The sequence below is a fragment of the Burkholderia sp. Bp9099 genome (genome assembly GCF_003857805.1).
Taxonomy (GTDB): domain Bacteria; phylum Pseudomonadota; class Gammaproteobacteria; order Burkholderiales; family Burkholderiaceae; genus Burkholderia.
On sequence record NZ_QTPU01000002.1, the window covers coordinates 88,694 to 115,352 of the forward strand.

The window sequence follows — 26,659 nt, forward strand, 5'->3', positions numbered from 1 at the left end:
GCCCGGAGACGGGGAAACGTTAAGTGCGAATTTTGGAAGGATTGATGTTGTTTGGTTATCAATCGGGCGGCGCGCGCCACGACTGTCGCGCGCCCGGCAGGTGGCCGCGACGCCGGCTTCACAGCACCGGACCGGCCCGGCGATCCGTCACGAAGAAAGCCCAAAAAAAGCCCCGCTTTCGCGGGGCACGTCGGCTAATACACCGGCAAATCGAGAGCGATCAATGCTGGTCGCGCGCGCGCGGATCGTTCAGGTCCTCGGTCGGATCGGTCAGCCCGAGCTCGTCGCCCGCGCTCCAGTACGGCGTGCTGCCGTAGTACTCGTGCAGCGGCTCGGCCCATTGCGGGTCGGCCATCGCCGGCCAGTGATCCTTGTCGAAGCCCGGCGCGTTGCGGATTCGCTCGGATGAGACCGACAGCAGGAAACACTTGCGCTCGGTATCGAGCGTGAGCGCGCTCCACGGAATCGCAAGCAGCTTGTCGCCGATGCCGAGCAGGCCGCCGCTCGACAGCACGGCGTACGCGACGCGGCCCGAGCGCACATCGAGCATGATGTCCTTGATCTTGCCGACGTCGTCGCCATCGGTCGTATAGACCTTGTCGCCTTCCAGCGTGTCGGCCGCCATCACGTCCGGGCCGGGCCCGGCCGCGGTTGCGGCCCCCTTGCCGACGATGCGGGTCTGTCCTTGAGTCTGCATGGTTGTCCTCCTGGCTGCGTGGAGCGCGACCGTGCCCGGGATGGGCCCTGCGGGTCGCGCGGGTAGTCGGGGCGGGGCGCGAATGGCCCCGTCACGTCTGCTTCGGTTGCGACACGCCTTCGAGCGTGTTCGCGACGTCGTCGCGTGCGGGGCCAGCCGTGCGCGTCGCGATGTCCGCGAGCGACAGCATGCCGACGAGCCGCTTGTCGTGATCGACGACGGGCAGGCGGCGCAGTTGCGCGTCGGCCATGTAGTGCTGGATCTCTTCCAGCGAATCGTCCTCGAAACACCATTCGATCGGACCCGAGGCGACTTCGTGGATCCGCGTTTCCGGCGGCTTGCCGGCCGAGATCGCGCGCACCGCGAGATCGCGGTCCGTGACCATGCCGATCAGCCGGTTGTTGTCACATACGGGCAGCGCGCCGATGTCATAGCGCTCCATCAATTGCGCCGCATGACGGATCGAGTCGGTCGGCGCGATGCGCACGACGTCCTGCGACATGATTTCGTTGACGCGTTGCATGAAGTCCTCCTTGCGGGTTGAATCCGGGCCGTGCGGGGCAACAAGCGGGCAGCAAGCGGCGTGCCGTTCGGCAGCGGTGTCCGTCGAGTGCCGGCCGTCATTCGTCGCGGCGTCGGGCGGGGTCCTGCCACGGGCCGTCGTCGTGCGTGCCCGGCGGCGTGTCGGGCTCGATGCGCGTGACGCCGCCGGTCGCGGGCGGATCGCTCGCGGGGAACGTGTCCTCGAGCTGCTTGTCGATATGGCGCTCCGAGTGGCGCGTCTTCGTTTGATCCTGGTCCTTCAACGGCGGCGACGGATCGCGCTGCGGTTGGTGCGGCGCGTCGCGGCCGGTTCGGGTCGATTCCTTCATGGCGGGGCTCCGAGGCGGTGACGATGACGCGGTGATCGCGCAACGGCCGTGCCTGTCGCGACCGCGCGGCACGGGACTTGCCGCTTCTTCGATGGATGACTACGCAGGACGACGACGCAGGATGCCGGCCACAACGCGCGGTGCAATGCTCCGCACACACACACACGCAAATCAAGCGGGAGGCACGATGACGATTCCCAAACGGCGGCCAGGGGTGCGCTATGAGATCAACGTATGCGGCGGCGGGTTCGAGTCGGTGAAGAGCCATTTCAGCGCGTGGAAACAGGAGCCGCTGATCTACCGGCCCGATCGCCGGATGTTCGAAGGCAAGGCCGACGTGCGGCCGCTCGGCGACGAGACGTTCGGCTCGACCGAGCCGGCGCGGTTCGCGCTGCAGCGCGCGTGCGAGCCGGCCGATCCGTATGCGCTCGCCGCGCGGGTGCGCGACGACGACCACGAGCTGTGGCTCGTGATGGCCGCGTACGACGCGTAGCGCGCTGCCCTTGAAAGAATTGCAGCGCGTGGTGTAGCGAAGGCACGGCGTACGGCGGGATGGCGCGCGCGACCGCGCGCCGGCGCACGGAAAGGCGGCGTGCGAGGCGGCGTGCACGCCGGCACGCAGACGGCACGCAGCTTGCGGCCCTGCCTTTCGTGGACGATCGGGCGGCGCACGCCGCGCCAATCGATCAGGCCCCGCGAGGACGACGCAACGATCGAATGCCCCCCGATGAACCGAGACCCCGCCCAGTCGCTGCACCGGCCCGAACCGCCGATCCCCGACGTCGAACCGGACCCCGAGCCGCCCGCGCCGGATGACCTGCCGCCCGGCACGCCGGAGCCTTATCAGGATCCGGAAGGCGACCCGCCCGGGCATCCGCCGCCGGAGCGTGAGCCGCCGACGCGGGCGCCGCCGGTTCACGCGCGGCCGAACCACGGGCTGCCGATTCCTGCGCCGCCGATTCCTGTGCGGCCGATTCACGCGCTGCCGATTCATGTGCCGCCCATTCACGCGCCGCCGGTCCACACGCCGTCGACCGGCGGGCCGCCGATTGCGTCCATCCCACCCACGGAGAGCCCACGATGAGCATCAGCGTGAAACCCGGCATGCTGCGCGACGTGGCCGAGACGCTCGGCCGTCATTTCGAGGCGCGCGCGATGCCGTTCCATGCCGAGGAGCAGCCGGCCGGCGCGCTGCATTTCGGCTTTCGCGTCGACGGTCATCCGGCGTCGCTGACCGTGACTTTCGACGCCGACGCGTTCGCGGCGCTCGAGCAGGCCGGTATCGAGCGGCAACGCGGCGCACTGATGCGCGTCGCGGCCGAATTCGACACGATGATGGCCCGTCGCGCACCGAACGCGTATGCGGGCGATTTCCATTTCAACCGGCTCTGAGCCGCGCCGTCACGGCCGGCCCGGTGCCGCGCACCGCACTTCACGGAGGAGGTTCCGATGAAACCGATCCAGACGATACGCGTGTGCGCCTGTGCGTTCGCCGCTGCGTGCGCGCTGGGCGCATGCACGCAACCGCAGGGCCCCTACGGCACGCGTGGCGCACCGCCGGCGCCACCGGACGGCCACGGCGCGTCGCCGACCACGACGATGCCGGACGCGAATACGCGTTACGACACGCGCCCGTCGCCGTACAACACGCTGCCGCCGGGCGCGACCGGCGGCGAGCCGGTCGACGTGCCGCCGCCGGGGCCGAACGGCGTGCAGGGCGGTCAAACGCTGCCGGGCACGCCGCCGCCGATGCAGTACTGACCGCGGCACCCTGCACGGATGCCGCGCAACGATATCGCCTGCGAAGGCATATTTGCGCGACGGCGACGGCATATCCGCGCGGAGCGAATGCCGTGCCCCCTAACTTGCTGGCGCTTGTAAAAAAGGGGGCGCCCGGGGCCGCGGCCGACGGGGTACGAACCCGCGAGAGCCCCGCCGGACGGCGCTTCGCCTTCCTGGCACGGTAGCTGCATGGATTCGCATAAACGCATTCCGCACACCGTCAGGAGGGCATCGATGTCCGTCACGCTTGCGCTCCAGATGCGACAGCATCTGGCACTCACGCCGAGGCTTCAGCAGTCGCTTCGCCTGCTGCAGTTGTCTTCGCTCGAATTCCAGCAGGAATTGCGACAGGCGCTCGACTCGAATCCGTTTCTCGAAGACGGGCAGGGCGACGAAGAAGCCGCCGACGCGCCCGAACCCGAGGCCGAAGCCGCACCGCCCGAGCCGCCACCCGAGCACGAGGAAGTGCGCCCGCCGGACGGCGACGTGTCGTACACGGCCGCGCCGACCACGCGAGGCACCGGGCGACAGGCCGACGACGCGGGCGACCAGTCGCCCGGCGAGTGGATGGCCGCCGAGCCGTCGCTGCACCAGCAGCTGCACGACGCATTGCGGCTCTATCCGCTGAACCGGCGCGACCGCGAGGCCGCGCGCATCGTGATCGACGCGCTCGACGAAGACGGCTACCTGCGTCAGGAGCTGGGCGAGCTGCTGGTCGCGGCCGATCCGGCGCGGCTGCTGTCGGAACAGGATCTCACGGTCGCGCTGCGGCTCGTGCAGATGCTGGACCGGCCGGGCATCGCCGCGCGCTCGCTGTCCGAGTGCCTGCTGCTGCAGCTCAACGCGATTCCGGCCGGCACGCCGGCGCTCGCGGAAGCGAAGGCCATCGCGCGCGACCATCTCGAACGGCTCGCGCGCCGCGAGACGGCGGAGATCCAGCGGCGCCTCGGCTGCAACCAGGCGACGATGCAGGCCGCCTGCGCGCTGGTGCGCGCGCTCGATCCGCGCCCCGGCAATCACTACGGCAGCACGCGCGGCGACTACGTGATACCCGACGTGATCGTGCGCCAGGTGCGCGACGAATGGATCGTGACGATCAACCCGGCCGTGCTGCCGCGCGCGCGGCTGCACGAGCGCTACGCGACGCTGTTCGCGCAGTCGAGCGGCGAGCGCGATTCGCCGCTGGGCCAGCAGCTGCAGGAAGCGCGCTGGCTGATCCGCAACGTACAGAAGCGCTTCGACACGATCCAGCGGGTCGGCGAATGCATCGTCGCGCGGCAGCGCGACTTCTTCCGCTACGGCGAGATCGCGATGAAGCCGCTCGTGCTGCGCGACATCGCCGAGGAGCTCGACCTGCACGAATCGACGGTCTCGCGCGCGACGGGCAACAAGTACATGGCCACGCCGCACGGCACGTTCGAATTCAAGCATTTCTTCCCCCGCAAGCTGGAGGCGGCCGGCAAGGGCGTGTGCTCGGCATCGGCCGCGAAGGTGCTGATCCGCGACATGATCGCCGCCGAGCGCCATAACGATCCGCTGTCCGACGTCGCGCTCGCGCAGAACCTCGCGGGCCGCGGCATCCTTCTTGCGCGTCGTACCGTCACGAAGTATCGCCAGGCGATGAAGATTCCGCCGGCCGACCTGCGCCGGCGCGACGCCGCATGACGATACCGTCCGAACCGCGCGCGGCCCGCCCGTGAGCCACACGGACGTCGCGCGTCACCGAGAGGAGGAAAGCCATGCCAGCCAAGTCCCAGGCACAGCAACGCGCCGCAGGAGCCGCCCTGTCGGCCAAGCGCGGCGACACGAAAATGAAGGACCTGAAGCCGCCTGCGAAGTCGATGGCCAAGTCGATGAGCGAAAAGGAACTCGAAAAAATGGCTTCGACGCCGGTCCACGGCAAACCCAGGCACAAGCACGATTCGTGATCGACGGCGACACGCATCGACGATCACCGTTCTTCAGGACTCCAGGAGGCATTCATGCTTCGTTACGCCATCATCTTCCTCATCATCGCGCTCGTCGCCGCCTTGTTCGGCTTCGGCGGCATCGCGGCCGGCGCGGCCGAGATCGCGAAGATCCTGTTCTACATCTTCGTCGTGATCTTCCTCGTCACGCTGCTGCTGGGGGTTGTCAGGCGATGACGACCGCCCCCGACCGTTCGCAGCGCATCGCGGAACTCGAGCATGCGCTCGCGAACGGCTTTCCGTCGCAGTCGACCGTCGTCGTGCACGCGGACGACGCGTCCGGGCGGCTGACGATCCAGGTGTCGTGGGTGCGCGTGCCGTCCGATGAGGACGCGCGTCAATGGCGCTGCGCGGTCGACCTGCGTTTCGATCCCGACGTGCTCACGCGCTATGCGTCGCTCGGCGCGGCCGATCGCCTGCGCGTGCGCACGCAGCTGTGCGACCTCGCGCGGCGCGCGGTTGACGAGCACAAGCCGCGCGTCGAGGACGCCGAGATCGAATGCAGCGTCGCGCTCGACGTGACGCGCGCCGAACTCGACCGCGCGTTGCGCGCGCCCTGACCGACGCAGCCCGCATCGACGCTTTGGCCGCCGTCGCGACACGCGCCGTGCGGCGCATCCATGCCCGTGACGGTTTCTGGTGTGTGCCGCCACGCGCTCGCGCACCCGGCAAAGGAGAACACGCATGGCATCGCGGATGATCTGGAAAGGCGCGATCAGCTTCGGGCTCGTTCACGTGCCCGTGCAGCTGTTTCCCGCGACGCGCACCGTGAAGCCGTCGTTCCGGCTGCTCGACAAGCGCTCGATGGACCCGGTCGGCTATCGGCAGATCAACAAGCGCACCGGCAAGGAGGTCGCGCGCGAGGACATCGTGCGCGGCTACGAGTACGAGAAGGAACGCTACGTCGTGCTGACCGACGAGGAGATTCGCGCGGCCAATCCGGAATCGACGCAAACCGTCGACATCCTGACGTTCGTCGACGCGGACGCGGTATCGTTCCTGTATCTCGACACGCCGTACTACCTCGTGCCGGACCGCAAGGGCGAGAAGGTCTATGCGCTGCTGCGCGACGCGCTGAAGGACAGCGGCAAGATCGGCATCGCGCTCGTGGTGATGCGCGACCGCCAGCATCTCGGCGCGCTGATTCCGGTCGGGCCGCTGCTCGCGCTCGACACGCTGCGCTGGCAGGAAGAACTGCGGCCGCTCGACGAACTGACGGTGCCGGCCGACGACGCGAAACACGCGGGCGTGACCGCGCGCGAGCTCGGGATGGCGAAGAAGCTGATCGACGAGATGGCGGGCAAGTGGACGCCGGACGAGTATCACGACACGTTTCGCGACGACATTCTCGAGCTGGTCGAGCGCAAGGTGCGCGCGGGCAAGATCGAGGAGATCGAAGAGCGGCCACCGCAGACGGGCCGCGCGGCGACCAACGTGGTCGACCTGACCGAGCTGCTGAAACGCAGCCTGAAGGGCGGCGGCGGTGGCGCGCGCGCGGCGGGCCCGCGCAATGCGGGCGACGACGAGGGCGCGGAGGCGGAAGCGTCGTCTTCTTCCGCGTCGTCTTCTTCTGCGTCGTCGCGCGGCGGCGCGCGCCGCAAGCCGGCTTCGAAGGCCGCGCCGAAAGGCTCCGCCGAGAAGACGCCGGCGGCGAAGCGGCCGGCCGCGAAACGTGCCGCGACCGGCGAGCATGCGGCGAAGAAAACCGCCGCGCGCCGCAAGCACGCCGCATGATGCGCGGCGACGCGAGGTGACACGATGGCCGGCAAGCTCGATCCCTATCGCCGCAAACGCCGCTTCGACGCGACGCCGGAACCCGAAGGCGCGCACGGGCGGCGGCGCGCGAAGGCGAACGCGACACCTTCCGGGCGGGCGACCCGGCGTGCCGGCCACCCGCTGCGCTTCGTGATCCAGGAGCACCACGCGCGGCGCCTGCATTACGACTTCCGGCTCGAACTCGACGGCACGCTGAAGTCGTGGGCCGTGCCGAAGGGGCCGAGCGTCGATCCGTCGGTGAAGCGCCTCGCCGTGCAGGTCGAGGATCATCCGCTCGAATACGCGTCGTTCGAAGGCGAGATTCCGGCCGGGCATTACGGCGCGGGAGCGGTCGTCGTATGGGACGAAGGCACGTGGACGCCGGACGGCGGTCTCGCGCAGGCACGCGACGGCTATCGCGCGGGCAAGCTGACGTTCCGGCTCGACGGCGAAAAGCTGCACGGCGGCTGGGCGCTCGTGCGCAGCGGACGGCAGGAGGGGCGGCAGGTGCAGTGGCTGCTGATCAAGGAGCGCGACGACGACGCGCGCAGCGAGGCCGAATTCGACGTCGTCGGCGAACTGCCGGGGAGTGTGCATGACGGGGCGGCGTCGGCGACGCGTGCGGATGCCGCGGGCCGCTCGACGCGCGCGCGCGGAGCGCAACGCGGCCGGCGCGACTCGACCGACACGCGCGCCGCAGCGCATGACGATCATGGCCGCGATGGCCGTGATTGCCGTGATGGCCGCGACAGCCGCGACAGCCGCGACAGCCGAGACAGCCGAGACAGCCGAGACAGCCGAGACAGCCGAGAAAGCCGAGAAAGCCGAGACAGCCGAGACAGCCGAGAAAGCCGAGAAAGCCGAGAAAGCCGAGAAAGCCGAGAAAGCCGAGAAAGCCGCGCCCGCCGGCCCGCCGATCCGTCCGAGATCGACGGTGCGGTACGTGCGCCGCTGCCCGAGCGCGTCGCGCCGCAACTCGCGACGCTGGTCGACGGCCCGCCGACGCAGGGCGACTGGCGCTACGAACTGAAATTCGACGGCTACCGGATCCTCGCGCGCATTGCGGGCAAGGGCGCCCGCCGGCATGTGAAGCTGATGACGCGCGAAGGCCGCGACTGGACCGCGAAGCTGCGCGCGCAGCGCGACGCGCTCGCGGCGCTCGACGTCGACGACGCCTGGCTCGACGGCGAGGCCGTCGTGCTCGGCAGGAACGGTCTCCCCGACTTTCAGGCGCTGCAGAACGCGATCGGCGCCGGACATTCGGATGCGATCACGCTGTTCGTGTTCGACCTGCCTTGTCTCGACGGTTACGACTTGCGCGACGCACCGCTCACCGCGCGCCGCGCCCTGCTCGAAGCGCTGCTCGCCGACAGCGACCCCGCGCGGCTGCGCTTTTCGCCGGATCTCGGCGACGACGTCGCATCGCTGATCGCGAGCGCCTGCGATACCGGCCTCGAAGGGCTGATCGGCAAGCGCGCGGAATCGCGCTATCGCGGCGGTCGCTCGCCCGCGTGGATCAAGCTCAAATGCCGGCGCCGGCAGGAGTTCGTGATCGGCGGTTACACCGAGCCGTCGGGCAGCCGGCACGGCTTCGGCGCGCTGCTGCTCGGCGTGCACGAGCCGGCAGCGGCCGGCAAGCGGCGGCGCGGGCCTGCGCCGCTGCGCTACGTCGGCCGCGTCGGCACCGGCTTCGACACGCGGATGCTCGACCGGCTCGCACCGATCCTGCGCAAGCAGCAACGCGATACGACGCCGTTCGATCCGCCGCCGCGCGAACGCTCGCGCACGCGCGTGCACTGGATCGAGCCGACGCTCGTCGCCGAATGCGAATTCGCCGAGTGGACCGGCGACGGCATCGTGCGGCAGGCCGCGTTCATCGCGCTGCGCGAGGACAAGCCGGCGTCGCAGATCGTCCGCGAAGTGCCGAAGCAACCGGAAACGGAGGGGGTGATGGAGCGACGCCAGACCACGCATCACGAAATGCACGAACGCAAGCACGCGGCGCACACGGAGCACGTCGATCACGCGTCGCATGCCGAGCATGCCGATCACGCAGATCGCGCCGAGCACGATGCGAGCGCTCGCAAGCACCACGCACGTTCACGCCCGTCCCCCCACGCAGCACGCGACGATGCCGGTTCCGACATGCTCGGCCGCGTGCGCATCACCCATCCCGAGCGCGTGCTCGATCCGCAGAGCGGCACGCGCAAGATCGATCTCGCGCATTACTGGCAATGGGTCGCGCCGTGGCTGCTGCCGGACCTGAAGGGCCGGCCCGTGGCGCTCGTGCGCGCGCCCGGCGACATCGCGGGCGAGCTGTTCTTCCAGAAGCATGCGGAGCGCCGCGAGATCCCGTTCGTCACGCAGCACGCAGGACTCGATCCGGGCCACGGTCCGCTGCTGTCGCTCGACAGCGTCGACGCGCTGCTCGGCGCCGCGCAGATGGGCACGATCGAGCTGCATACATGGAACGCGCACGCGTCGAACATCGAGCGGCCGGACCGGATCGTGTTCGACCTCGATCCCGATCCGGCGCTGCCGTGGCGCGCGATGACCGACGCCGCGCAGCTCGTGCGCGGGCTGCTCGACGAACTGGGCCTCGCGTCGTTCTGCAAGACGAGCGGCGGCAAGGGGCTGCACGTCGTCGTGCCGATCGCGCGGCACCTGGGCTGGGACGACGCGAAGGACTTCTCGCGCGCGCTCGCGCGGCATGTCGCGGGCGCGCTGCCCGACCGTTTCACCGCGACGATGGGCGCGCGTCACCGGCGCGGCAAGATCTTCATCGACTACCTGCGCAACGGCCGCGGTGCGAGCACAATCGCCGCGTATTCGGTGCGGGCGCGGCCCGGGCTGGGCGTGTCGGTGCCGCTGCGCTGGGACGAGGTGCCAACCACCACGGGCGGCGCGCAATGGACGATCGACACGCTGCACGAGCGGCTCGACCGGCTCAAGCGCGACCCTTGGGAAGACTATGCCGGCACGCGGCAGCGGATCACCGCGCAGATGCGTGCGCGTCTCGGCATGTCGTGACGGCGCCGTCAGCGCCGACGCTGCTGCAGGCGGTGATACCAGTCCATCAGCGGCGTCGCGGACACGCCGTGCGCGATCACCGACGCCGACACGACGGCCAGCACCGGCGCCGCGAGCGGCCGCACGGCGCTCGACGGCCCGTGCTCGAGCGCGAACAGCAGGTAGTAGAACGAGCCGATCCCGCGTATCCCGAACCATGCCAGCAGCCGGCGCTGCGCCGGCGTCGCGCGCGAGCCGGCGAGCGCCGGCAGCACCGCGAGCGGCCGCACGGCGACGAACAGCCCGACGGCGAGCGCGGCCGAGCCCCACGTGAAGAGCGGCGTCGTCAGCGTGGCGAGCACGCCGCCGATCATCGTCATCACGAGCGCCTCGGCGATCCGCTCGAGCTCGATCGTGAAGTCGAGCACCGATTCGGTCATGAACGCGTGCGCCTTTTCCGGGTGCTTCTCGGTCGCGACCACGTCTTCCGAATCGACCCGGCCGATCACTTCGCGCGGCCGGCGGTCACCGCTCGCGCGATGCTCGACGCGGCGCATCGCGACGCCCGCGGCGAACGTCGCGATGAAGCCGAACGTATGCGCGAGCTGCGCGGCACCGAACGACAGCACGATCAACGCGAGCGCGAAGAAGCCTTCGAAGCCGAGTGCCTGCGCATGACGGGTGCGCAGCCAGCCGATCGCGGTGGTGGTCGCCGCGCCGAGCATGCCGCCGATCGCGGCGGCGCCCGCGATGCCCCACAGCGCGGCCAGTGCGAACGTGCCCGACAGCGGCGGCGTCCCATGCGGCGTATCGGACGCGCCGCACAGCGCGAGGCCCGCGAGCGCGAACGGCAGCGCGATGCCGTCGTTCAGCCCGCCTTCGCCGGACAGCGCGAAGCGCACCAGGTCGCGATCGCCGGGATCATGCACCTGCACGTCGTGCGCGAGCACCGGGTCGGTCGGCGCGAGGATCGCCGCGAGCAGCAGCGCGGGGCCCCAGCCGAGCCCGAGCGTCAGTACCGCGCAGCCGGCGAGCAGCGGCACCGTGACGATCATCGCGAGCAGGCCGAGCCGGCATGGCACGCGCCACAGCGGGTCGGACAGCGGCACGCGCAGCCGCAGCCCGATCGCGAACAGCGATACCAGCAGCGCGACCTCGACGATCTCGCGCAGCAGCGGCGCGTCGCGCTGGATGTCGAGATGCAGGAGCCCGGCGCCGGACGGGCCGAGCGCGACACCGAGAGCAAGATAGATCATCGCGCTGCTGCACGGCAGATGACGCAGCGCCGACGTCACGATGCCCATGCCCATCAGCACCGCGCCGATGATCAGATACCACAGCGTTTCATGCATGCGGGCAGGCCGGGCAGGTCGACGGCGAACCGGCGGTGGCCGTCACGGCTTGCGGCCGAACGCCTCGCGCAGTTTGCGCTTCGCGCGTTCGAGCGTCGCGCGGCGCGTTTTCGGCAGGTTGCGGCCCGCGCGGTTCACGTAGAAGTTCAGCATCGACATCGCCGACTGGAACGGCGTCCCCTTGCGGCGGCGGCTGTGTTCGGCCGAGCGCTTGAGCGACGCGGCGATCCTGCCCGGGTCGTCGGACTTGAAGATCTCGGGCTCGATGTCGAGCGCATCGCTTCTTTGCATGACGTCGGCGGACCAGCGCTTGCGGTGCTGCGGATCGTTGCTGCGCGCACGGCCCGGGCGGCGCGTCGCGCGTTTGCCGTGCGGATGGGAAGCGGAAGCTGAAGGCATGGCAGGGCTCTCCCTATGGAATCGGGATGGATCGCGGGTCTCGAGTGTCCGGGTGGTGCCGCAATTCGCGTGCCGCCTGTCGGTGGCGGCACGGGCCTTGCTGAATCGAAGGCGCAGGCCATTCCACTACGGCGGTTCCATTGAGGGAGAGCGCTCCATGAAGCCAGCATCCGAATCGAAATCTGCCGCGCGCCGGATCCTCGCGTGCGCGGCCGTCGCGCTCGTCGCGGCCGCACCGGCCGCATGGGCACAGAATTCGCAACGTTCCGACGAGGGCACCGGCGCGCCGATCCTGTCGCCGCCGGACACGTCGGCGCAGGGCAGCGGCGGCAACCTGTCGAACGGCAACACCGCGGCGCCGCCGCCCGCGACCCGCATGCAGGCGCCGCGCGGCACGGGTCCGCGCGGTCAACCGGACGTGCGCAGCAAGCCCGGCGGCATGACTGGCGCCGGGACCGGCAGCATGGGCGGCGGCGCGACGGGCGGCACCGGCGGCACCGGAACGGGCAGTACCGGCAGCGGTACCGGTAGCACCGGAACGGGCACCCCCGGTACGGGCAGCACCGGCACGAGCGGTGCCGGCGGCAGCGCGGGCATGGGCGGTGCCGGTGCGGCCCCGGGCGGAACCGGCGCGGGCGCCGGCACTAGCCGCTTGCCGGGGGCGACCGGCTCGGGCGGTGGCACGGGCAGCGCGGGTTCCAGCAGCTATTGACGATCTCGGCGTCGCGCCGGCGCCCCGGCGCGGCGCGCTGGCGGACACCGCGCGCGAGGCCGGCCGGTCGCCACCACGCAGGAGGACAACATGCAATCGAATTCCCGGATCTCGCTCGACGACGATGCGCTGGACGCCGACGCCGCCGAGACCGAGGGTCTCGATACGACGGTTCATGTCGACGTCGCGACCGGCAGGATCATGTTTCATGCGGCGTGGGCGCTCGCGCCCGATGCGCCGCGCGATACCGCGCGGCACGCGGTCGTGCTCGCGCTCGACTGCGACACGATGGAGCGCTATGCGGACCTCGACGAGCCCGCGCGGATGCGCGTGCACGCGATGCTGCACGACAGCGTGCAGGCCACGCTCGACGCGCTGCCCGACGTCACCGAGGACCTGACGCTGACGATCGAGCTGACCGACGCGATGCTCGACGCCGCGCGTCACCTGCAGTGAGCGCGGCGGGCCGGCACCGGCCGGCGGCGGGTACGGCCTCGCATGCAGGCCACCGGGCGGCTGCCGCCGATAGTCGCGGGTATTGCCGGCGTCACGTTACATCCCGTTGAAATCTTTGCAGGCGCGGCGCTATCCAATGGGGGCACGCATCACGCCGCGACGCGCGTGCGCGCCGCCAACCGCCGATCGCGGGTCGCGCCCCTTCAAGGCGGCACCGCGCCGGCCGCCATCCCGACGGGCGCGGCACGCCCGTTGCTGCTTCGATGGATACGGCAGGGTACGGCACACCCGGTGCCACAACACGAAAGGGAGCGATCCATGATCGGCAAGCTGGATCATTGCAAGGTAGCGATACTCGCGGTCGACGGCTTCGAGGAAGCCGAACTCGTCGAACCGCAGCGCGCGCTGAAGGCAGAGGGCGCGCAGGTCGACGTGATTTCGCAGAAGCGCGGCGAGATCCAGGGGTTCAGGCACGTCGACAAGGGCGATCGCGTGAAGGTCGACCGCACGTTCGACGATGCGCGCGAAGGCGATTACGACGCGGTCGTGCTGCCGGGCGGCGTGGTCAACGGCGACGCGATCCGGATGCTGCCGGCCGCGCGCGAATTCGTGACCGCGGCCGTCGGCGCGGGCAAGCCGATTGCCGCGATCTGTCACGGCGGCTGGCTGCTCGTGTCGTCCGGGCTGGTGGACGGCCGCACGATGACGAGCTGGCCGAGCCTGCAGGACGACATCCGCAATGCGGGCGGCAAGTGGGTCGACCAGGAGGTCGTGCGCGACGGCAACCTGATCACGAGCCGCAAGCCGGCCGACCTGCCCGCATTCAACGGCGCGCTGGTGCAGTGCCTCGCGTCGCGGGGGCCCTGAGCGATGCCAGCCGAACCCGTTCGCCACGTGACGCTGACCGACGCGCCGCCCGAGTTCGACGGCGCGGCGCTGCTGATGCGTTTCGTCGTCGAGGTCGACGGGAAGCCGCAAACCTGCACGATCACGGTCGAAGCGCTCGAGGATCATTTCGGCGCGCGCTCCGCGCTCGAAGCCGACTTGCGCGACGCGTTCGAGCGCGGCCGCGCGCGCATCGAGGCCGCTTGCGCGGACGTGCTGGTCGACGGCAAGGGCGGCGTGGAACTCCACAGCGGCTACTTCCGCGTGCGCGACAAGGCGGCGGGCAAAACCGCCCGCGCCGGGATGTTCCGTTCGCGGAAGTCGTGAGTCGTGGGGCATGCGGCGCGTGCCGCAGTGCGCCCGTCCGGTTCCATTCGCACCATTGGGCGCCATTACACGCCGTTGAAAAGTTTGCAGCGGCTCCCGAGCGCCTTGAAGTGACACATCACGCCGCGCGCCGGCCGGGCGCCGGGCCGCTCCGTCCCAGATACTGGCACACTCCCTGCATGTCTCCTCAAATCGCGGCGCACGATTCGCGCCTGCGCCGGCGCGATGCCATCGTCGTATCGCGCCAAGCCGTCAAATGGGGGAGACAACATGCTGACCGCACATGAATTTGCCGCACTATTCCTGGTCCATCGCGCGCCGGAACAGATCCAGGCCGACCGCGAAGATATCGTCGCGTTGGTGGAACAACACCTGATCGAGATGCGCGCCGACGCATCGGGCGCGAGCCGGCTCGCCCTGACGCCGGACGGGCTGTCGATCGTGCAGCGCATGCTGCGGCACGCCGGGCGCGGGTTCGGCAGTGCCGACGCGTGATGCCGAACCGCGCGGCTCAGTGCGCGATCGCGACCGGTGCGTTGACCTGTACGGCCGGCGTATCGCCGTCGAACGGCGGCGCGCACTGGAAGCGGTCGATCACGCCCGGTTCGAACAGCAGGCAGCAGGTCGAGCCGCCGTACTGGAAATAGCCGATCTCGTCGCCCTTGTCGATCCGCTGCCCCGGCACGACCTCGATCACGCACGACGACACGTCGCCCATCCCGACGAACACCGCGGCGACCGTCCCGATCCCCGGGTCGTCGCAGTCGATCGCGACCACCGCGCGCGCGGCGACGGCCGTCATGTAGCCCTGCGAGTCGTTGAGCCCGGCCGGGTCCGGGCCTTCCGCTTCCGCGACCGAGTAGTAGGTGCCGTCGACCCGGTACGCGTGCGTGACGGTGCCGCGCACCGGCGCGTGCCAGCGGTGATAGTTGTACGCGCTCAGATACGCCTGGTAGAGGTCGCCGCCGACGAAGCGCTCGGCGAGCGGCAGCCGCGCGGGCGTGAAGATGTCGCGCAGCGAATACGGCTGCCCCTTGATCCAGAACCTGTCGCGGATCTTCACGCTGGATTCGGTGTGATACGGCGCGGCCTCGCACGCGCTGACGATCACGTGCGGATCGTCCGGCGCCGCGACCGGCCGCGCACCCGCGCGAAAGCGCCGCGTGAAGAAGTCGTTCCACGAGTCGAAGCCCCAGTGCGGCTGGTCCTCGCGATACTGGAACTGCGACAGGCCGAGGCGCGTGCGCGCTGCATCGCAGAACCAGCCGTCGGGCGACGACGTATCGAGATGCGCGCGCGAATGCGGGCCGCCGAGGAAGTCGCACCACACGTTCAGCACCTGCTTCAGGTGCGCGTTGACCGCCGCGTCGCGAAACACCGCGTGGCCTGACGGCATGCACATCGGCCAGTCGAGAAACGCGTTCAGCGGGCACACCACCAGGCTCGTTTCGCTGAACGGCGGCGTGTAGGTCATCAGGTGGTCGATCACGGTCATCAGTTCGCCGATCGATGCGTAGCCGAGCATGCGGCCCGCTTCGAGCGCCTCGTCGATCGCGCGGGTGAGGCTCATGCGCAGCACCGCGTGGTCGTCGAACAGCCGCGCGAGCGCCTGCACGGCCGGCGTGCGCAGCTGTTCGCCGGCCTGCGCGCGCGCTGCGTTCGCGATGTTCGCGCGGTACCCGGCCATCTGCGATTCCTCGCGGGCCATCCATTCGCCGAGACGGTGACGCGTTGCGGGCGGCGTGCTGCGGTCGATCGGCATGGTCGGCTCCGGAAAGGGTTGCGGTACGAAACGGGGAAGCAAGGCGCTTGCCCGACAGGCGGCACCCGAATTGCTGCGCGTTTCAACGAAGGTCTCTTTCAATGAGCCGGGAGGGCACACATGAACGCAGCTTCGAATGCGCGACAGACCCAGGACGCGGCGTCGACCGACGAGCGCCGCGGTAGCGAACAGCGGACCGTCGCACCGACCCGCACGCGGGCGCGGGTGCGCGCGGCGACGTCCCGCGACGGCACGCGGCGAAACGAACGCAGCAGCGGGAACGGGCCGGTGGCGCCGAGTCGCAGGGAAGGGGCGGGCGAGCCGCAGTGGGAGGATGACGGCGGCGCGATGCCGCCCGAAGAATGGTCGTGACGGTGTGACGCGCGGCGGCGGGACGCGATACGTTACTGCCATTGTTTCCATATTTCGAGTATTATCGAAACATGGAAACGAACCAGACCATCGCCGCCCTGGCGGCACTCGCGCATGAGTCGCGCCTCGCCGTCTTCCGCGCGCTCGTGCAGGCCGGCCCGTCGGGCTTGCCGGCCGGGCAAATCGCGACGCTGCTCGACGTGCCGCCGTCGTCGCTGTCGTTTCATCTGAAGGAACTGGCCCATGCGCAGCTCGTCACGAGCCGCCAGGAAGGCCGCTTCGTGTTCTATTGCGCGAACTTTGCGACGATGAACGGGCTGATCGGCTACCTCACCGAGAACTGTTGCGGCGGCAATCCGTGCACGCCGGTGTCTGCCTGTTCGACGTCCTGCTCCGGCCAGACCTGAGTACGCATACACCCGCCCCCCCATGACCACCAACGTCCTTATTCTCTGTACCCACAACTCCGCGCGCAGCGTGCTCGCGGAGGGGATGCTCAACCACTGGGCCCGGAAACTCGGCCGCGACGTGCGCGCCTACAGCGCCGGCAGCGCGCCGAGCGGCCGGCTCAATCCGTTCGCGCTGGATGCGCTCACGCGCGCCGGTGTCGACGTCACCGGATACCGCAGCAAGAGCTGGGACGAATTCGTCGGCGAAGGCGCGCCGCGCCTGCGCGTCGTCATCACGGTATGCGACAGCGCGGCCGCGGAGGCCTGCCCGTACTGGCCCGGCAGCCCGGTGAACGTGCATTGGGGCTACGCCGATCCGTCGAACGCCGAGGGCGGCGATGCCGGCAAGCGGCTCGCGTTCGAACTGACGCGCGAGGCGCTCGGCTACCGGATGCTGCAACTGCTGGCGCTGCCGCTCGAGCGCATGAGCGATGCCGAACTGCAGGCGGCGTTGACCGCCATCTCGCGAAACTGAGCGCTCGCACGGCGGCGCGCGTGAACCGGCGTGCCGCGTGCGTTGCTCCCGCACGGAATCCTCTTCGATGAACACGTCCAACGCGATCCCGCCTCGCCACGCCATTGCGAAGCCCGCGATCAATTTCTTCGAACGCTACCTGACGCTCTGGGTCGCGCTGTGCATCGTCGCCGGCATCGCGCTCGGCCAGATGCTGCCCGGCGTGTTCCAGCAGATCGGCCGCATGGAGTACGCGCAGGTCAACCTGCCGGTCGGGCTGCTGATCTGGGTGATGATCATCCCGATGCTGGTCAAGGTCGACTTCGGGGCGTTGCATGAAGTGCGTCAGCACGTCAAAGGGATCGGCGTCACGCTCAGCGTGAACTGGCTGGTCAAGCCGTTCTCGATGGCGTTTCTCGGCTGGCTGTTCATCCGGCATCTGTTCGCGCCGATGCTGCCGGCGGGCCAGCTCGACAGCTACATCGCCGGTTTGATCCTGCTGGCCGCCGCGCCGTGCACGGCGATGGTGTTCGTGTGGAGCCGGCTGACCGGCGGCGATCCGCTGTTCACGCTGTCGCAGGTCGCGCTGAACGACAGCATCATGGTGATCGCGTTCGCGCCGCTGGTCGGGCTGCTGCTGGGGATGTCCGCGATTACCGTGCCGTGGGCGACGCTGCTCACGTCGGTCGTGCTCTACATCGTGATTCCGGTGATCCTCGCGCAGATCTGGCGCAAGGTATTGCTCTCGAAGGGACAGGCGGCATTCGATGCAGCAATGGCGAAGATCGGCCCGTGGTCGATCGCCGCGCTGCTGGCCACGCTCGTACTGCTGTTCGCGTTCCAGGGCGAAGCGATCCTGAGGCAGCCGCTGGTGATCGCGCTGCTCGCGGTGCCGATCCTGATCCAGGTGTTCTTCAACGCCGCGCTCGCATACTGGCTCAATCGCGCCGTGGGCGAGAAGCACAACATTGCATGCCCGTCGGCGCTGATCGGCGCGTCCAACTTCTTCGAGCTGGCCGTCGCGGCCGCGATCAGCCTGTTCGGTTTCCACTCCGGCGCGGCGCTCGCGACCGTCGTCGGCGTGCTGATCGAGGTGCCGGTCATGCTGCTGGTGGTGCGCGTCGTGAACCGGTCGAAGGGCTGGTACGAGCGCACTTGAGCCAACCACGGAAGCCATTCATGACCGACCGACTGACCGACCTGCCGCAACTCGACGCCGAACTCTTCCGCGTACCGGACGCGAGCCGCTTGCGGCCGGCGTCGCCGTCCGGCCATCCGCCGCGTTTCCTGCTGCTGTACGGCTCGCTGCGCGAGCGTTCGTTCAGTCGCCTGCTGGTCGAGGAGGCCGAGCGCCTGCTCACGGCGATGGGCGCCGAGGTGCGCGTGTTCAATCCGAGCGGCCTGCCGCTGCCCGACGATGCGCCCGAAAGTCACCCGAAGGTGGTCGAATTGCGCGAGCTGGTGATGTGGTCGGAGGGGATGGTCTGGTGCTCGCCGGAACGACACGGCGCGATGACCGGCATCATGAAGTCGCAGATCGACTGGATTCCGCTGTCGGTCGGCGCGGTGCGGCCGACGCAGGGCAAGACGCTCGCGGTGATGCAGGTCAGCGGCGGATCGCAGTCGTTCAATGCGGTGAACCAGATGCGCGTGCTCGGACGCTGGATGCGCATGCTGACGATCCCGAACCAGTCGTCGGTGGCCAAGGCGTTCATGGAATTCGACGAAGCGGGGCGGATGAAGCCGTCGGCCTATTTCGATCGCGTCGTCGACGTGATGGAGGAACTGGTGAAGTTCACGCTGCTGACGCGCGACATCGGCCCGTATCTGGTCGACCGGTACAGCGAACGGAAGGAAAGCGCGGAGGCGTTGTCGAAGCGGGTGAATCAGCGGGGGATTTGAACCGTACGGGTACCGCTCATCCAATCGGGAATCGATGTCATGCAACTTCGTTCTGCAGCGTTATCCGACCTGGCCGCGATCGAGGCATTGCTTCGCGCGTCGAACCTGCCGACTGCGGGTGTCGCGGAGCATCTGGAAAACTTCATCGTGCTCGCCGATCCGCCCGCGTTGACCGGATGCGGTGGTATGGAATACCACGGAGACTTCGCGCTGATCCGGTCGATCGCCGTCGCACCGCGCGCGCAAGGGAGCGGCGTCGGCCGCGCGATCGTTGCGCGGCTGATCGCGACGTGCCGCGCACGCTCGGTCCATGCGATCGGGTTGCTGACGACGACCGCGGAGGACTATTTCGACGGTTTTGGTTTCGTGCGCGTCGCCCGCGAGGATGTACCGCGCCCGTTGCTGGCGTCCAGCCAGTTTCAAGGCGTGTGTCCGGACGCTGCCACTGCCATGTTGTTGGCGTGTTGAGCGGAAATGCTGGAACGCGGTGAGATGGTTTGCCTCGGGGCGCCGACCGTCTTTGCACAAATCCGATTACCGCTACCGGCTCATCGTATCGGCTGCCACCAGCGCCGCGACCGGCAACGCGGCAAGACAGCGATCGAGCCGCAGCATGCCGTCCGGCGCCTCGATTTCGCTCCCGTCGTTCAGCCAGTCGATCCACCGCTCGCTCGTGCCGCGCGGCAACACGATCGCGGTATCGCCCCATTCCTGAGGCGCGATGCGCGGCAACTCCGGCACTTCGCCGAGCAACCGGCACGCGAGCCGCGTCACGACGACCACGACCGTCGCCGTCGCGTCGCAGCGCGCGAACGCGAGCGCATGCCGCCCGAGCCTGCCGCGCACGCGCAGCGGCACATACGCACCATCCGAGAACGTTGCCGGCCGGCGGGCGCGCAGCGCGAGCATCCGCTCGACGAGCGCGCGCTTCACGCGTGCGTCGGGCCAATCCCGCAGGTACGCGGCGACCGGTTCGTCGACCCGCTCGGCCGCGAGCTGCGCGAACGGCACGTCGCGCCGGTTGTCCGGATCGACGAGCGAGTGATCCCATGACTCGGTACCTTGATACAGATCGGGCACACCCGGCGACGCCATCCGCAGCGCCGCCTGCGCGAGGCTGTTGACGACACCGGCCGGCGCGATCCGCGCGACGAACCCATGCAGCCGGTGCACGAAATCGCCCGCGCCATGCGGCGTCAGGATCGCGCGGACGAACCGTTCGCAATCGCGCTCGTAGTCCGCGTCGGGTGCGAGCCAGTCCGTATGCTGTTTCGCTTCGCGCAGCGCCTTCGTCTGCCAGCGCACCACGCGCCCGGCAAGCGCAGCCAGCCCGGCCGCATCGTCGGGCGCGAGCGCCGGCGGCCAGCAGCCGACGAGCGTCTGGTACAGCAGCGCTTCCGCAGCCGGCCCCGGCGCCCACACGAGATCGCGATGCGCGCCGCCGCGCCGCGGCTGGTTCAGCGCGGACCAGTCGAGCGACACCGCACGCCACAGGTCCGGCACTTCACTGAGCACCGCGAGCCGCGCGCGCGCATCTTCGCCGCGCTTGTGATCGTGGGTCGCGGTCGCGACGAGCGTATGCGGAACGGTGCGCGCGCGACGGCGGTTGCGCGCATGGAACGCCCCGCGCGACAGGCTGAAATCGCCCGCATCGGCACCGACCTCGTTGCGCGACAGCAGCCGGCCGTAGCGATAGTTGGCGGTATCCTCGACGCCCTTCGCGGCGAGCGGCGCGGTGAGCTGCGCGAACGCGACGCGCGCCGCGTGCAGCGCCGCGGCATCCGCGCGCGGCGCGCGCAGGCCCGGCAGCCCGAGCCAGCCGGCGACGCGATCGAGCGCGTAGCGGTCGGACGGATCGATCGTCGCGCACGCCGCGTCGTACGCGTGCGCCAGCACGCGACGATCGGCGCCGGTCGGCTCGTTGCCGGGTGTCGGGTACATCCGGTACACGGGAAGGTGCACCGCGAGTTCGCCCAGCACGCGATGAATCGCGATCCGGCTGAGGTCGCGCGTCGCGGGTGCCGCGCGCGCAATGCGGTGCAACGCCCGCGCGACACGTTCGTGCTCGCCGGCGAGCTGCCGCTTCAGCACGCGCCGCTTGCCGGCCACCGCCTCCTGCGCGAACGACCGCGCCGATCCCGACACGGCCGCCCAGTGCGCGGCGAGCGGCGCCGCGCCGGCCGGATCGTGCAGCAGCGCGGCGACGTCGTTCATGAAGTCGTAGCCGGTCGTGCCGTCGACGCGCCAGTCTTCACGCAGCGTCTCGCCCGGCGCGAGGATCTTCTCGACGACGAGATACGGCCGCTCGTCGCGCTGCGCGGCGAGCCGCGCATGCAGGCGGCGGCAGTACGCGCCCGGGTCGGCGAGGCCGTCGACGTGATCGACACGCAGGCCGTCGAGGCAGCCGGCCGCATGAAGCGCCAGCGGCAGCGCGTGCACCGCGTCGAACACCGCTTCGTCTTCGACGCGGACGGCCGCGAGGGTCGCGATGTCGAAGAAGCGTCGCCAGTTCAGCTCGTCGGCGGCCGTGCGCCACCACGCGAGCCGGTAGTGCTGGCGTTCGAGCAATCGATGCAGGCACGCGCGCGAGCGTGCGCGGCGCGGATCGGCGCCGCGCAGTATCGCGTCGAACGCATGCGGGCCCTGTGCGGCGGCGTATTCGCGCAGTGCCGTGTGCGCGTCCGCGAGGCGCGTGCTGCCGCGCACCGGCGCGGCGACGAACCGTTCGGCGAGCGCGTTCAGGTCCGCACGGTTGGCGATGCGCAGGATCTCGGCGTAGGTCGCGGCGGCGACCGGCAGCGTCCTGCCCGGGCATGCGATGAAGAAACGCCCGCTGGACGGCTCGGCGCCGAGCGCGACGTCGCCGGCGGCGAGCGCGTCGCCGTAGGGCGCGCCGAGGCAGGGCAGCAGCACCTTGTCGTGGAGCGTCGCGTCAGGCGGATGCCAGTCGATGTCGAAGTACCGCGCGTACGGGCTCGCCGGCCCCCATTCGAGCACGTCGTTCCACCAGCCGTTCGATGCGCCGCCGACGCCCATGTGGTTCGGCACGATGTCGGCGATCACGCCGAGGCCGCGCGCGTGCAACGCGTCGACGAGGCGGCGGAAGCCGGCTGCGCCGCCGAGTTCCGCGCTGATCGTGTGATGGTCGACGGTGTCGTAGCCGTGCAGCGAACCGGGCTCGGCCGTCGTGATCGGCGACAGGTACAGGTGGCTCACGCCGAGCCGCGCGAAATAGTCGGTGTGCGCGGCCGCGTCGTCGAACGTGAAGCCGGCGTGCAGTTGCAGTCGCAGGGTCGCGCGCGGAATCATACGTCCTGCTCCCGGGCGCGGCGTGCGCGCTCGAGCGCCGCGATGCGTCTGCGTACGTCGGCGTCGAACAGCGCGTCGACCGCGCGCGGCAGCCGGCGCAGCCAGTTCGGATGGCCGCGCGGCGGGCCGGGGAGATTCGGTTGGGCGTCCAGTGCGAGCAGATCCTCGAGCGGCACGATCGCGAGCGGCGACGGGCTGCGCGCGACATACGCGAGGACTGCATCGACGGGTGGCGTGCCGGCAGGCGGTACCGGATCGCCGGGCGGCGCGCAGCCCGCTTGCTGCAACGCGCGCCATAGTGCCGCGCGCTCGGTCGCGCGTTCGGCCCGGGCCGCAGTGAGGGCGAGGTCGGGGGCGGGCGGCGGCGTGTCGCGCGGTTGGGGTACGCCGTGACCGACATCCTTGGCGGGGTGCTCGTCACGCAAAGCAGGTTTGTTTCGTTCGTAACGTCCCGCTCCGTGTGCGGCCGCGGCGCGACCGATGTCGTCACCGACATTACGCGCGCTCGCGGTGCGTTGCGTTTGGCCGCTCCCGTCGTCGGTGCGTGCATCCTCGGAGGCATCTGCATCTGCATCACCTAACCCCCGCCGCCACTCGAGATCGACACCACGCCACCAACCCGCCACGGTCGGCAGATCGTGCGTCGACGTCATCGCGATCGTGTCGCGATCCCACGCCGATGGCGGCCGAAACGCGCCATCCGCCTCACGCTCGAACCACAGCACGCGCATTCCCGCGATCCCCCGCGCGCCGAGGCGCTCGCGAAACCCGGCCGGTACCGTGCCGAGATCCTCGCCGATCGCGACCGCGCGATGCCGTGCCGCCTCCAGCGCGACCAGCCGCACGAGATCGTCGAGCGGATAGTGCAAGTACGCGCCGTCGCGCGGCGAGCCGCCGTCCGGCACGATCCACATCCGCGCGAAGCCGAGCACGTGGTCGATACGAACCCCGCCCGCCTGCGCGAAGGCCGCGCGCAACAGGTCGACGAACGGCGCGAAGCCGGTCGCGCGCAGCGCGGCGGGCGTCCACGTCGTCACGCCCCAGGCCTGGCCGTCCGCATTGAACAGGTCGGGCGGCGCGCCGACCGACACGCCGCGTAGCAGCGTCGTGCCGTGCGCCCATGCGTCGCTGCCGGCGCGATCGGAGCCGACCGCGAGATCGGCGATCAGCCCGATCGCCATCCCGGCCTCGCACGCCGCATGCTGTGCGTTGCCGAGTGCGTCCGACGCGCACCATTGCAGGAACGCATGGAACGCGATCGTCTCGGCATGCGCGTGTGCGAAGGCGTCGACCTCGGCCGAGTCCGGCATGCGCCACGGCGCGGGCCATTGCCGCCAGTCCGCGCCGATCCCGTGTTCGATGCAGAACGCCTGCAGCGCGTCGAAGCGCGCGTGTGCGTCGAGCGCCGCGCCGCCTGCCGCACGGAATTGCTCGAACGCGTCGCGCAACGGCCCGCCGTTCGCGCGCCACGCATCGAAGCACGCGCGCAAGCGGCGCAGCTTCAGCGGCAGCACGTGCGGCCAGTCGATCAGCGGCGTATCGGGCGCGGGAGCGCCATGTGCCGCCGCGCCGTGCATCCGCTGCACGATATCGGCGCCCGGCACCGCGTCGCAGTCGAGATACGCGACGTTGTGCCAGCGCCGCGACGACGGCGAATACGGGCTGTCGTGCTCGGGCAGTGCCGGATAGCCGGCATGCGTCGGGCTGATCGCGACCGCGTGCGCGCCGTGCCGCGCCGCGTGCGCGGCGAGACCGGCGAGCGCGGTGTAGTCGCCCGCGCCGTCGTCGCCCGTGCGGCGCAGGCTGTACAACTGGGCGGCGATGCCCCAGCTGCGCTGCGCACCTGCCACGCCGTCGTCGGCAGTGAACGGCCGCATACGCGGCGGCGCGATGGCGAGCCCGATGCGTTGCTCGCCGATCTCGAGCGCGTGATAGCCGGGCACCGCGAGCGGCGGCAGTGCGCCGGATTCGCCCGCGTCGGCCACGCGCGCGTCGACGTGCTCGCCCGTTTCGAGCGCGATCCGCAAGCGCGCGCCCGGCGGCGCGACGCTGCGCGGGAGCGTCAGCGGCACGCCGGCGTCGCCGGTGACGACCTGCGGCGTTGCGTCCCGGTCATCGGTCAGCGCGGCCGCGCTGTCGACCCGCTCGATCGGCGTGCCGCATGGCCAGCCGAGCGCATCGACGAGCGCGACGAGCGCGTCGTCGCCCACCCGCCGCGCGACGCCGCCCGCGTCGATCCAGTCGGGCGCCAGCCCCGCCGCACGCGCGAGGTCTGCGATCGGCACGTCGGTCGTCATTGTCGTGTGTGCCCGTTCGTGCGGTGATGGAGCGCATCGCGGTTGACCGCACCGTCGCGCCATGCGATGCAGGTGCGCGCGGGCAGCCGCCGCTCGGCCAGACGGTCGCGCGCGCGCGGCGGCGTCTCGAACACGATCTTGCCGACCGGCAGCATCGGCAGCAGCGCGTCGCGCGAGCCGGGATTGAATGCGAGCGTGAGCGTGCTGCCGTCGCCGAGCCGCCAGCGCGCGACGAGCGCCTCCGCGTTGCCGTCGCCGTCGCGGTTGCCGATGCCGCTGCCGGCGGCGCACAGCAGCTCGACGCCGAGCGCGCGGGCGCCCGGCAGGTGCGGCGTCACGAGCGCCGCGCGCACGGCCAGCGCGCTGCGGTAGAAGCGCCGCCACGCTTCGGCGTCGGGCCATGCGTCGTCACCGGCATGACCGGGCGACGAGCGCACGAACGTGCCGATGTCGTTCGGATCGGGAATCGCGTCGCGATGCGCGGGATCGGCGAACGCGGAAAACGCGGCGAACTCGCGGCGCCGGCCTTCGCGCACCGCGTCGGCGAGCGCGCCGCGATAGTCGGTGAAGAACTGGAACGGCTGCGTGCTGCCGACTTCCTCGCCCATGAACAGCAGCGGCACCTGCGGCGCGAGCAGCATCAGGGCGGTCGCCGCGCGCACCGCGTCGTCGTTCGCGAGCGCGCGCAGCCGCTCGCCGAAGGCGCGGTTGCCGATCTGGTCGTGGTTCTGCAGGAACGTGACGAACGCGGTCGGCGGCAGGTGCGCGCTCGGCTCGCCGCGCGGCGCGCCGTCGTGCAGCGGCGACGGCTCGCCCTGGTACGCGAACCCTTCGCCGAGCGTGCGCGCGAGATGGCGCAGCGGCGCATCGGCGTACGCGCGGTAGTAGCCTTCGCGCTCGCCGGTGAGCAGCACGTGCGCGCTGTTGTGGAAGTCGTCGTTCCACTGCGCGTCGAAACCGCCGGGGCCGAGCAGGCTCGCCAGATTGCGCTCGTCCTCGAGCACCAGATGCACATGGCGCGCGTCGCCCGCATACGCGCGCACGCGGCGGGCGAGCTCGCGCAGCCATGCATCGTCGTCGATCGCATGCGCGGCGTCGATGCGCAGGCCGTCGAAGCGGAATTCGTCGAGCCAGTACAGCGCGTTGTCGATGAAGAACGCGCTCGTCTGCGCACACGAGAAGTCGATCGCGGGCCCCCAGGCGGTCTGCCGGTCCGCGCGGAAAAATCCCGGTGCATAGCGCGGCAGCAGGTTGCCTTCGGGACCGAAGTGGTTGTAGACGACGTCGAGCAGCACCTGCAGCCCGAGCCCGTGCGCGGCGTCGACGAGTGCCTTCAGTTCCTCGGGCCGTCCGTACGACGCAGCGGGCGCGAACGGCAGCACGCCGTCGTAGCCCCAGTTGCGCGCGCCCGGGAACGCGTTGACGGGCATCAGCTCGATCGCGGTCACGCCGAGCGCGGCAAGCTCGGCCAGGCGCCGCTCGACGTTCGCATAGCCGCCGCATGCGCCGACGTGCAGTTCGTACAGCACCGTCTCGTGCCACGGCCGCCCGCGCCACGCGTCGTTGCGCCAGCGGTACGCGGCCGGGTCGACGACCTGGCTCGGGCCGTGCACGTCATGCGGCTGGAAGCGCGATGCGGGATCGGGTGCCACGAGACCGTCGTCGAGCAGGAAGCGGTACAGCGTGCCGGGACCGCACGGCGCGACGACCTCGAACCAGCCGTCCCCGGCCGGCAGCATCGCGACGCGCCGTTCGCCGTGCAGTTCGACCGCGGCCGTGCGGCTCGCGGGCGCCCACAACCGGAAGCGCGTGTGTTCCGTGTCGAGGCAGGTCGCGCCGAACGACGACGCGAATGCGTGCGTGCCGGGCGGATGGGCGGTGCGTGACGTCATGGCGGCTCC

30 protein-coding genes are annotated in these 26,659 nt (G+C 70.4%); 21 read left to right on the forward strand and 9 right to left on the reverse strand.

The window, feature by feature from the left end:
* Nucleotides 1–220 precede the first annotated feature (220 nt).
* From DIE17_RS02130 to DIE17_RS02140, 3 genes are all read right to left on the reverse strand, one after another.
* A complete protein-coding gene (locus DIE17_RS02130) occupies nt 221–697 on the reverse strand; it encodes a PRC-barrel domain-containing protein (RefSeq protein WP_044843379.1) in 477 nt (158 codons plus the stop codon).
* A gap of 91 nt (nt 698–788) precedes the next feature.
* Nucleotides 789–1,220 carry a CBS domain-containing protein gene (locus DIE17_RS02135; protein ID WP_044843380.1) on the reverse strand — a complete coding sequence of 144 codons (432 nt, stop codon included), beginning with the start codon at nt 1,218–1,220 and terminating at the stop codon, nt 789–791.
* 97 nt (nt 1,221–1,317) lie between these two features.
* Nucleotides 1,318–1,569 (reverse strand): hypothetical protein, encoded by a 252-nt coding sequence (locus DIE17_RS02140; protein ID WP_124521710.1) that lies wholly within the window; start codon nt 1,567–1,569, stop codon nt 1,318–1,320.
* Nucleotides 1,570–1,756: 187 nt separating this feature from the next.
* Between DIE17_RS02140 and DIE17_RS02145 the strand changes: the two genes are divergently transcribed.
* The 10 genes from DIE17_RS02145 to ligD all read left to right on the forward strand — a co-directional run bounded on the left by DIE17_RS02145 (nt 1,757) and on the right by ligD (nt 10,103).
* The gene (locus DIE17_RS02145) at nt 1,757–2,062 is read left to right on the forward strand and encodes a hypothetical protein (protein ID WP_044843382.1); all 306 of its coding nucleotides are present in this window, start codon (nt 1,757–1,759) and stop codon (nt 2,060–2,062) included.
* A gap of 234 nt (nt 2,063–2,296) precedes the next feature.
* On the forward strand, nt 2,297–2,653 hold the full coding sequence (locus tag DIE17_RS37785; RefSeq protein WP_260426161.1) for a hypothetical protein: 357 nt from the start codon (nt 2,297–2,299) through the stop codon (nt 2,651–2,653).
* Entirely contained in the window at nt 2,650–2,961 is a 312-nt protein-coding gene (locus DIE17_RS02155) for a hypothetical protein (RefSeq protein WP_044843383.1), read from the forward strand. Before DIE17_RS37785 ends, DIE17_RS02155 begins: the two co-directional genes overlap by 4 nt.
* A gap of 57 nt (nt 2,962–3,018) precedes the next feature.
* Nucleotides 3,019–3,330 (forward strand): hypothetical protein, encoded by a 312-nt coding sequence (locus DIE17_RS02160; protein ID WP_124485798.1) that lies wholly within the window; start codon nt 3,019–3,021, stop codon nt 3,328–3,330.
* A gap of 255 nt (nt 3,331–3,585) precedes the next feature.
* The gene (locus DIE17_RS02165; RefSeq protein WP_124521712.1) at nt 3,586–5,016 is read left to right on the forward strand and encodes an RNA polymerase factor sigma-54; all 1,431 of its coding nucleotides are present in this window, start codon (nt 3,586–3,588) and stop codon (nt 5,014–5,016) included.
* A 74-nt stretch (nt 5,017–5,090) separates the two neighbouring features.
* The gene (locus tag DIE17_RS02170) at nt 5,091–5,279 is read left to right on the forward strand and encodes a DUF3008 family protein (protein ID WP_044843386.1); all 189 of its coding nucleotides are present in this window, start codon (nt 5,091–5,093) and stop codon (nt 5,277–5,279) included.
* A 54-nt stretch (nt 5,280–5,333) separates the two neighbouring features.
* On the forward strand, nt 5,334–5,495 hold the full coding sequence (locus DIE17_RS02175; RefSeq protein WP_044843387.1) for a DUF1328 domain-containing protein: 162 nt from the start codon (nt 5,334–5,336) through the stop codon (nt 5,493–5,495).
* On the forward strand, nt 5,492–5,878 hold the full coding sequence (locus DIE17_RS02180) for a DUF3022 domain-containing protein (RefSeq protein ID WP_124521714.1): 387 nt from the start codon (nt 5,492–5,494) through the stop codon (nt 5,876–5,878). The genes DIE17_RS02175 and DIE17_RS02180 overlap by 4 nt, the downstream gene beginning before the upstream one ends.
* Nucleotides 5,879–6,002: 124 nt before the next feature.
* Entirely contained in the window at nt 6,003–7,052 is a 1,050-nt protein-coding gene (locus DIE17_RS02185) for a Ku protein (RefSeq protein ID WP_124521716.1), read from the forward strand.
* Between the two features lie 24 nt (nt 7,053–7,076).
* The gene (gene ligD, locus DIE17_RS02190) at nt 7,077–10,103 is read left to right on the forward strand and encodes a DNA ligase D (RefSeq protein WP_124920632.1); all 3,027 of its coding nucleotides are present in this window, start codon (nt 7,077–7,079) and stop codon (nt 10,101–10,103) included.
* Nucleotides 10,104–10,111: 8 nt separating this feature from the next.
* On the opposite strand, the gene DIE17_RS02195 is transcribed toward ligD, so the two are convergent.
* Together DIE17_RS02195 and DIE17_RS02200 are read right to left on the reverse strand one after the other, a co-directional pair.
* Entirely contained in the window at nt 10,112–11,434 is a 1,323-nt protein-coding gene (locus DIE17_RS02195) for a sodium:proton antiporter (protein WP_124521721.1), read from the reverse strand.
* A gap of 42 nt (nt 11,435–11,476) precedes the next feature.
* Nucleotides 11,477–11,833: a DUF3175 domain-containing protein gene (locus tag DIE17_RS02200; RefSeq protein WP_124485802.1), complete on the reverse strand. Its 357-nt coding sequence runs from the start codon at nt 11,831–11,833 to the stop codon at nt 11,477–11,479.
* Between the two features lie 157 nt (nt 11,834–11,990).
* On the opposite strand from DIE17_RS02200, the gene DIE17_RS02205 reads away from it, so the two are divergent.
* The 5 genes from DIE17_RS02205 to DIE17_RS02225 all read left to right on the forward strand — a co-directional run bounded on the left by DIE17_RS02205 (nt 11,991) and on the right by DIE17_RS02225 (nt 14,708).
* The gene (locus DIE17_RS02205; protein WP_124521821.1) at nt 11,991–12,545 is read left to right on the forward strand and encodes a hypothetical protein; all 555 of its coding nucleotides are present in this window, start codon (nt 11,991–11,993) and stop codon (nt 12,543–12,545) included.
* A gap of 90 nt (nt 12,546–12,635) precedes the next feature.
* A complete protein-coding gene (locus DIE17_RS02210) occupies nt 12,636–13,001 on the forward strand; it encodes a DUF3022 domain-containing protein (protein WP_124485804.1) in 366 nt (121 codons plus the stop codon).
* Nucleotides 13,002–13,319: 318 nt separating this feature from the next.
* Nucleotides 13,320–13,868 (forward strand): type 1 glutamine amidotransferase domain-containing protein, encoded by a 549-nt coding sequence (locus tag DIE17_RS02215; RefSeq protein ID WP_124521725.1) that lies wholly within the window; start codon nt 13,320–13,322, stop codon nt 13,866–13,868.
* 3 nt (nt 13,869–13,871) lie between these two features.
* Nucleotides 13,872–14,213: a DUF1488 domain-containing protein gene (locus DIE17_RS02220; RefSeq protein WP_044843396.1), complete on the forward strand. Its 342-nt coding sequence runs from the start codon at nt 13,872–13,874 to the stop codon at nt 14,211–14,213.
* 270 nt (nt 14,214–14,483) lie between these two features.
* On the forward strand, nt 14,484–14,708 hold the full coding sequence (locus tag DIE17_RS02225; protein ID WP_044843397.1) for a hypothetical protein: 225 nt from the start codon (nt 14,484–14,486) through the stop codon (nt 14,706–14,708).
* A gap of 16 nt (nt 14,709–14,724) precedes the next feature.
* Here the strand turns inward: DIE17_RS02225 and DIE17_RS02230 are convergent, their stop codons facing one another.
* Complete coding sequence (locus DIE17_RS02230; protein ID WP_124521822.1) at nt 14,725–15,975, reverse strand: phosphatidylserine decarboxylase family protein; 1,251 nt, start codon at nt 15,973–15,975, stop codon at nt 14,725–14,727.
* A gap of 120 nt (nt 15,976–16,095) precedes the next feature.
* Between DIE17_RS02230 and DIE17_RS02235 the strand changes: the two genes are divergently transcribed.
* The 6 genes from DIE17_RS02235 (at nt 16,096) to arsN2 (ending at nt 19,620) form a co-directional block, all read left to right on the forward strand.
* Complete coding sequence (locus DIE17_RS02235; RefSeq protein ID WP_124645806.1) at nt 16,096–16,347, forward strand: hypothetical protein; 252 nt, start codon at nt 16,096–16,098, stop codon at nt 16,345–16,347.
* 71 nt (nt 16,348–16,418) lie between these two features.
* Nucleotides 16,419–16,754, forward strand: coding sequence for a helix-turn-helix transcriptional regulator (locus DIE17_RS02240; protein ID WP_124521825.1), 336 nt, complete (start codon nt 16,419–16,421; stop codon nt 16,752–16,754).
* A 22-nt stretch (nt 16,755–16,776) separates the two neighbouring features.
* Complete coding sequence (locus DIE17_RS02245; protein ID WP_124521826.1) at nt 16,777–17,271, forward strand: arsenate reductase ArsC; 495 nt, start codon at nt 16,777–16,779, stop codon at nt 17,269–17,271.
* Nucleotides 17,272–17,338: 67 nt separating this feature from the next.
* Complete coding sequence (gene arsB, locus DIE17_RS02250; RefSeq protein ID WP_124521828.1) at nt 17,339–18,409, forward strand: ACR3 family arsenite efflux transporter; 1,071 nt, start codon at nt 17,339–17,341, stop codon at nt 18,407–18,409.
* A 20-nt stretch (nt 18,410–18,429) separates the two neighbouring features.
* Complete coding sequence (gene arsH, locus DIE17_RS02255) at nt 18,430–19,152, forward strand: arsenical resistance protein ArsH (RefSeq protein ID WP_124521829.1); 723 nt, start codon at nt 18,430–18,432, stop codon at nt 19,150–19,152.
* 39 nt (nt 19,153–19,191) lie between these two features.
* Nucleotides 19,192–19,620 (forward strand): arsenic resistance N-acetyltransferase ArsN2, encoded by a 429-nt coding sequence (gene arsN2 / locus DIE17_RS02260; RefSeq protein ID WP_124521830.1) that lies wholly within the window; start codon nt 19,192–19,194, stop codon nt 19,618–19,620.
* 72 nt (nt 19,621–19,692) lie between these two features.
* Here arsN2 and treY read toward each other — a convergent pair whose 3' ends face one another.
* The 3 genes from treY to treZ are packed head-to-tail and all read right to left on the reverse strand — an operon-like array spanning nt 19,693 to nt 26,650.
* Nucleotides 19,693–22,461, reverse strand: coding sequence for a malto-oligosyltrehalose synthase (gene treY, locus DIE17_RS02265; RefSeq protein WP_124521832.1), 2,769 nt, complete (start codon nt 22,459–22,461; stop codon nt 19,693–19,695).
* Nucleotides 22,458–24,758 (reverse strand): 4-alpha-glucanotransferase, encoded by a 2,301-nt coding sequence (malQ, locus tag DIE17_RS02270; protein ID WP_124521833.1) that lies wholly within the window; start codon nt 24,756–24,758, stop codon nt 22,458–22,460. The genes treY and malQ overlap by 4 nt, the downstream gene beginning before the upstream one ends.
* Nucleotides 24,755–26,650 carry a malto-oligosyltrehalose trehalohydrolase gene (gene treZ, locus DIE17_RS02275; RefSeq protein ID WP_124521834.1) on the reverse strand — a complete coding sequence of 632 codons (1,896 nt, stop codon included), beginning with the start codon at nt 26,648–26,650 and terminating at the stop codon, nt 24,755–24,757. The genes malQ and treZ overlap by 4 nt, the downstream gene beginning before the upstream one ends.
* Nucleotides 26,651–26,659 lie beyond the last annotated feature (9 nt).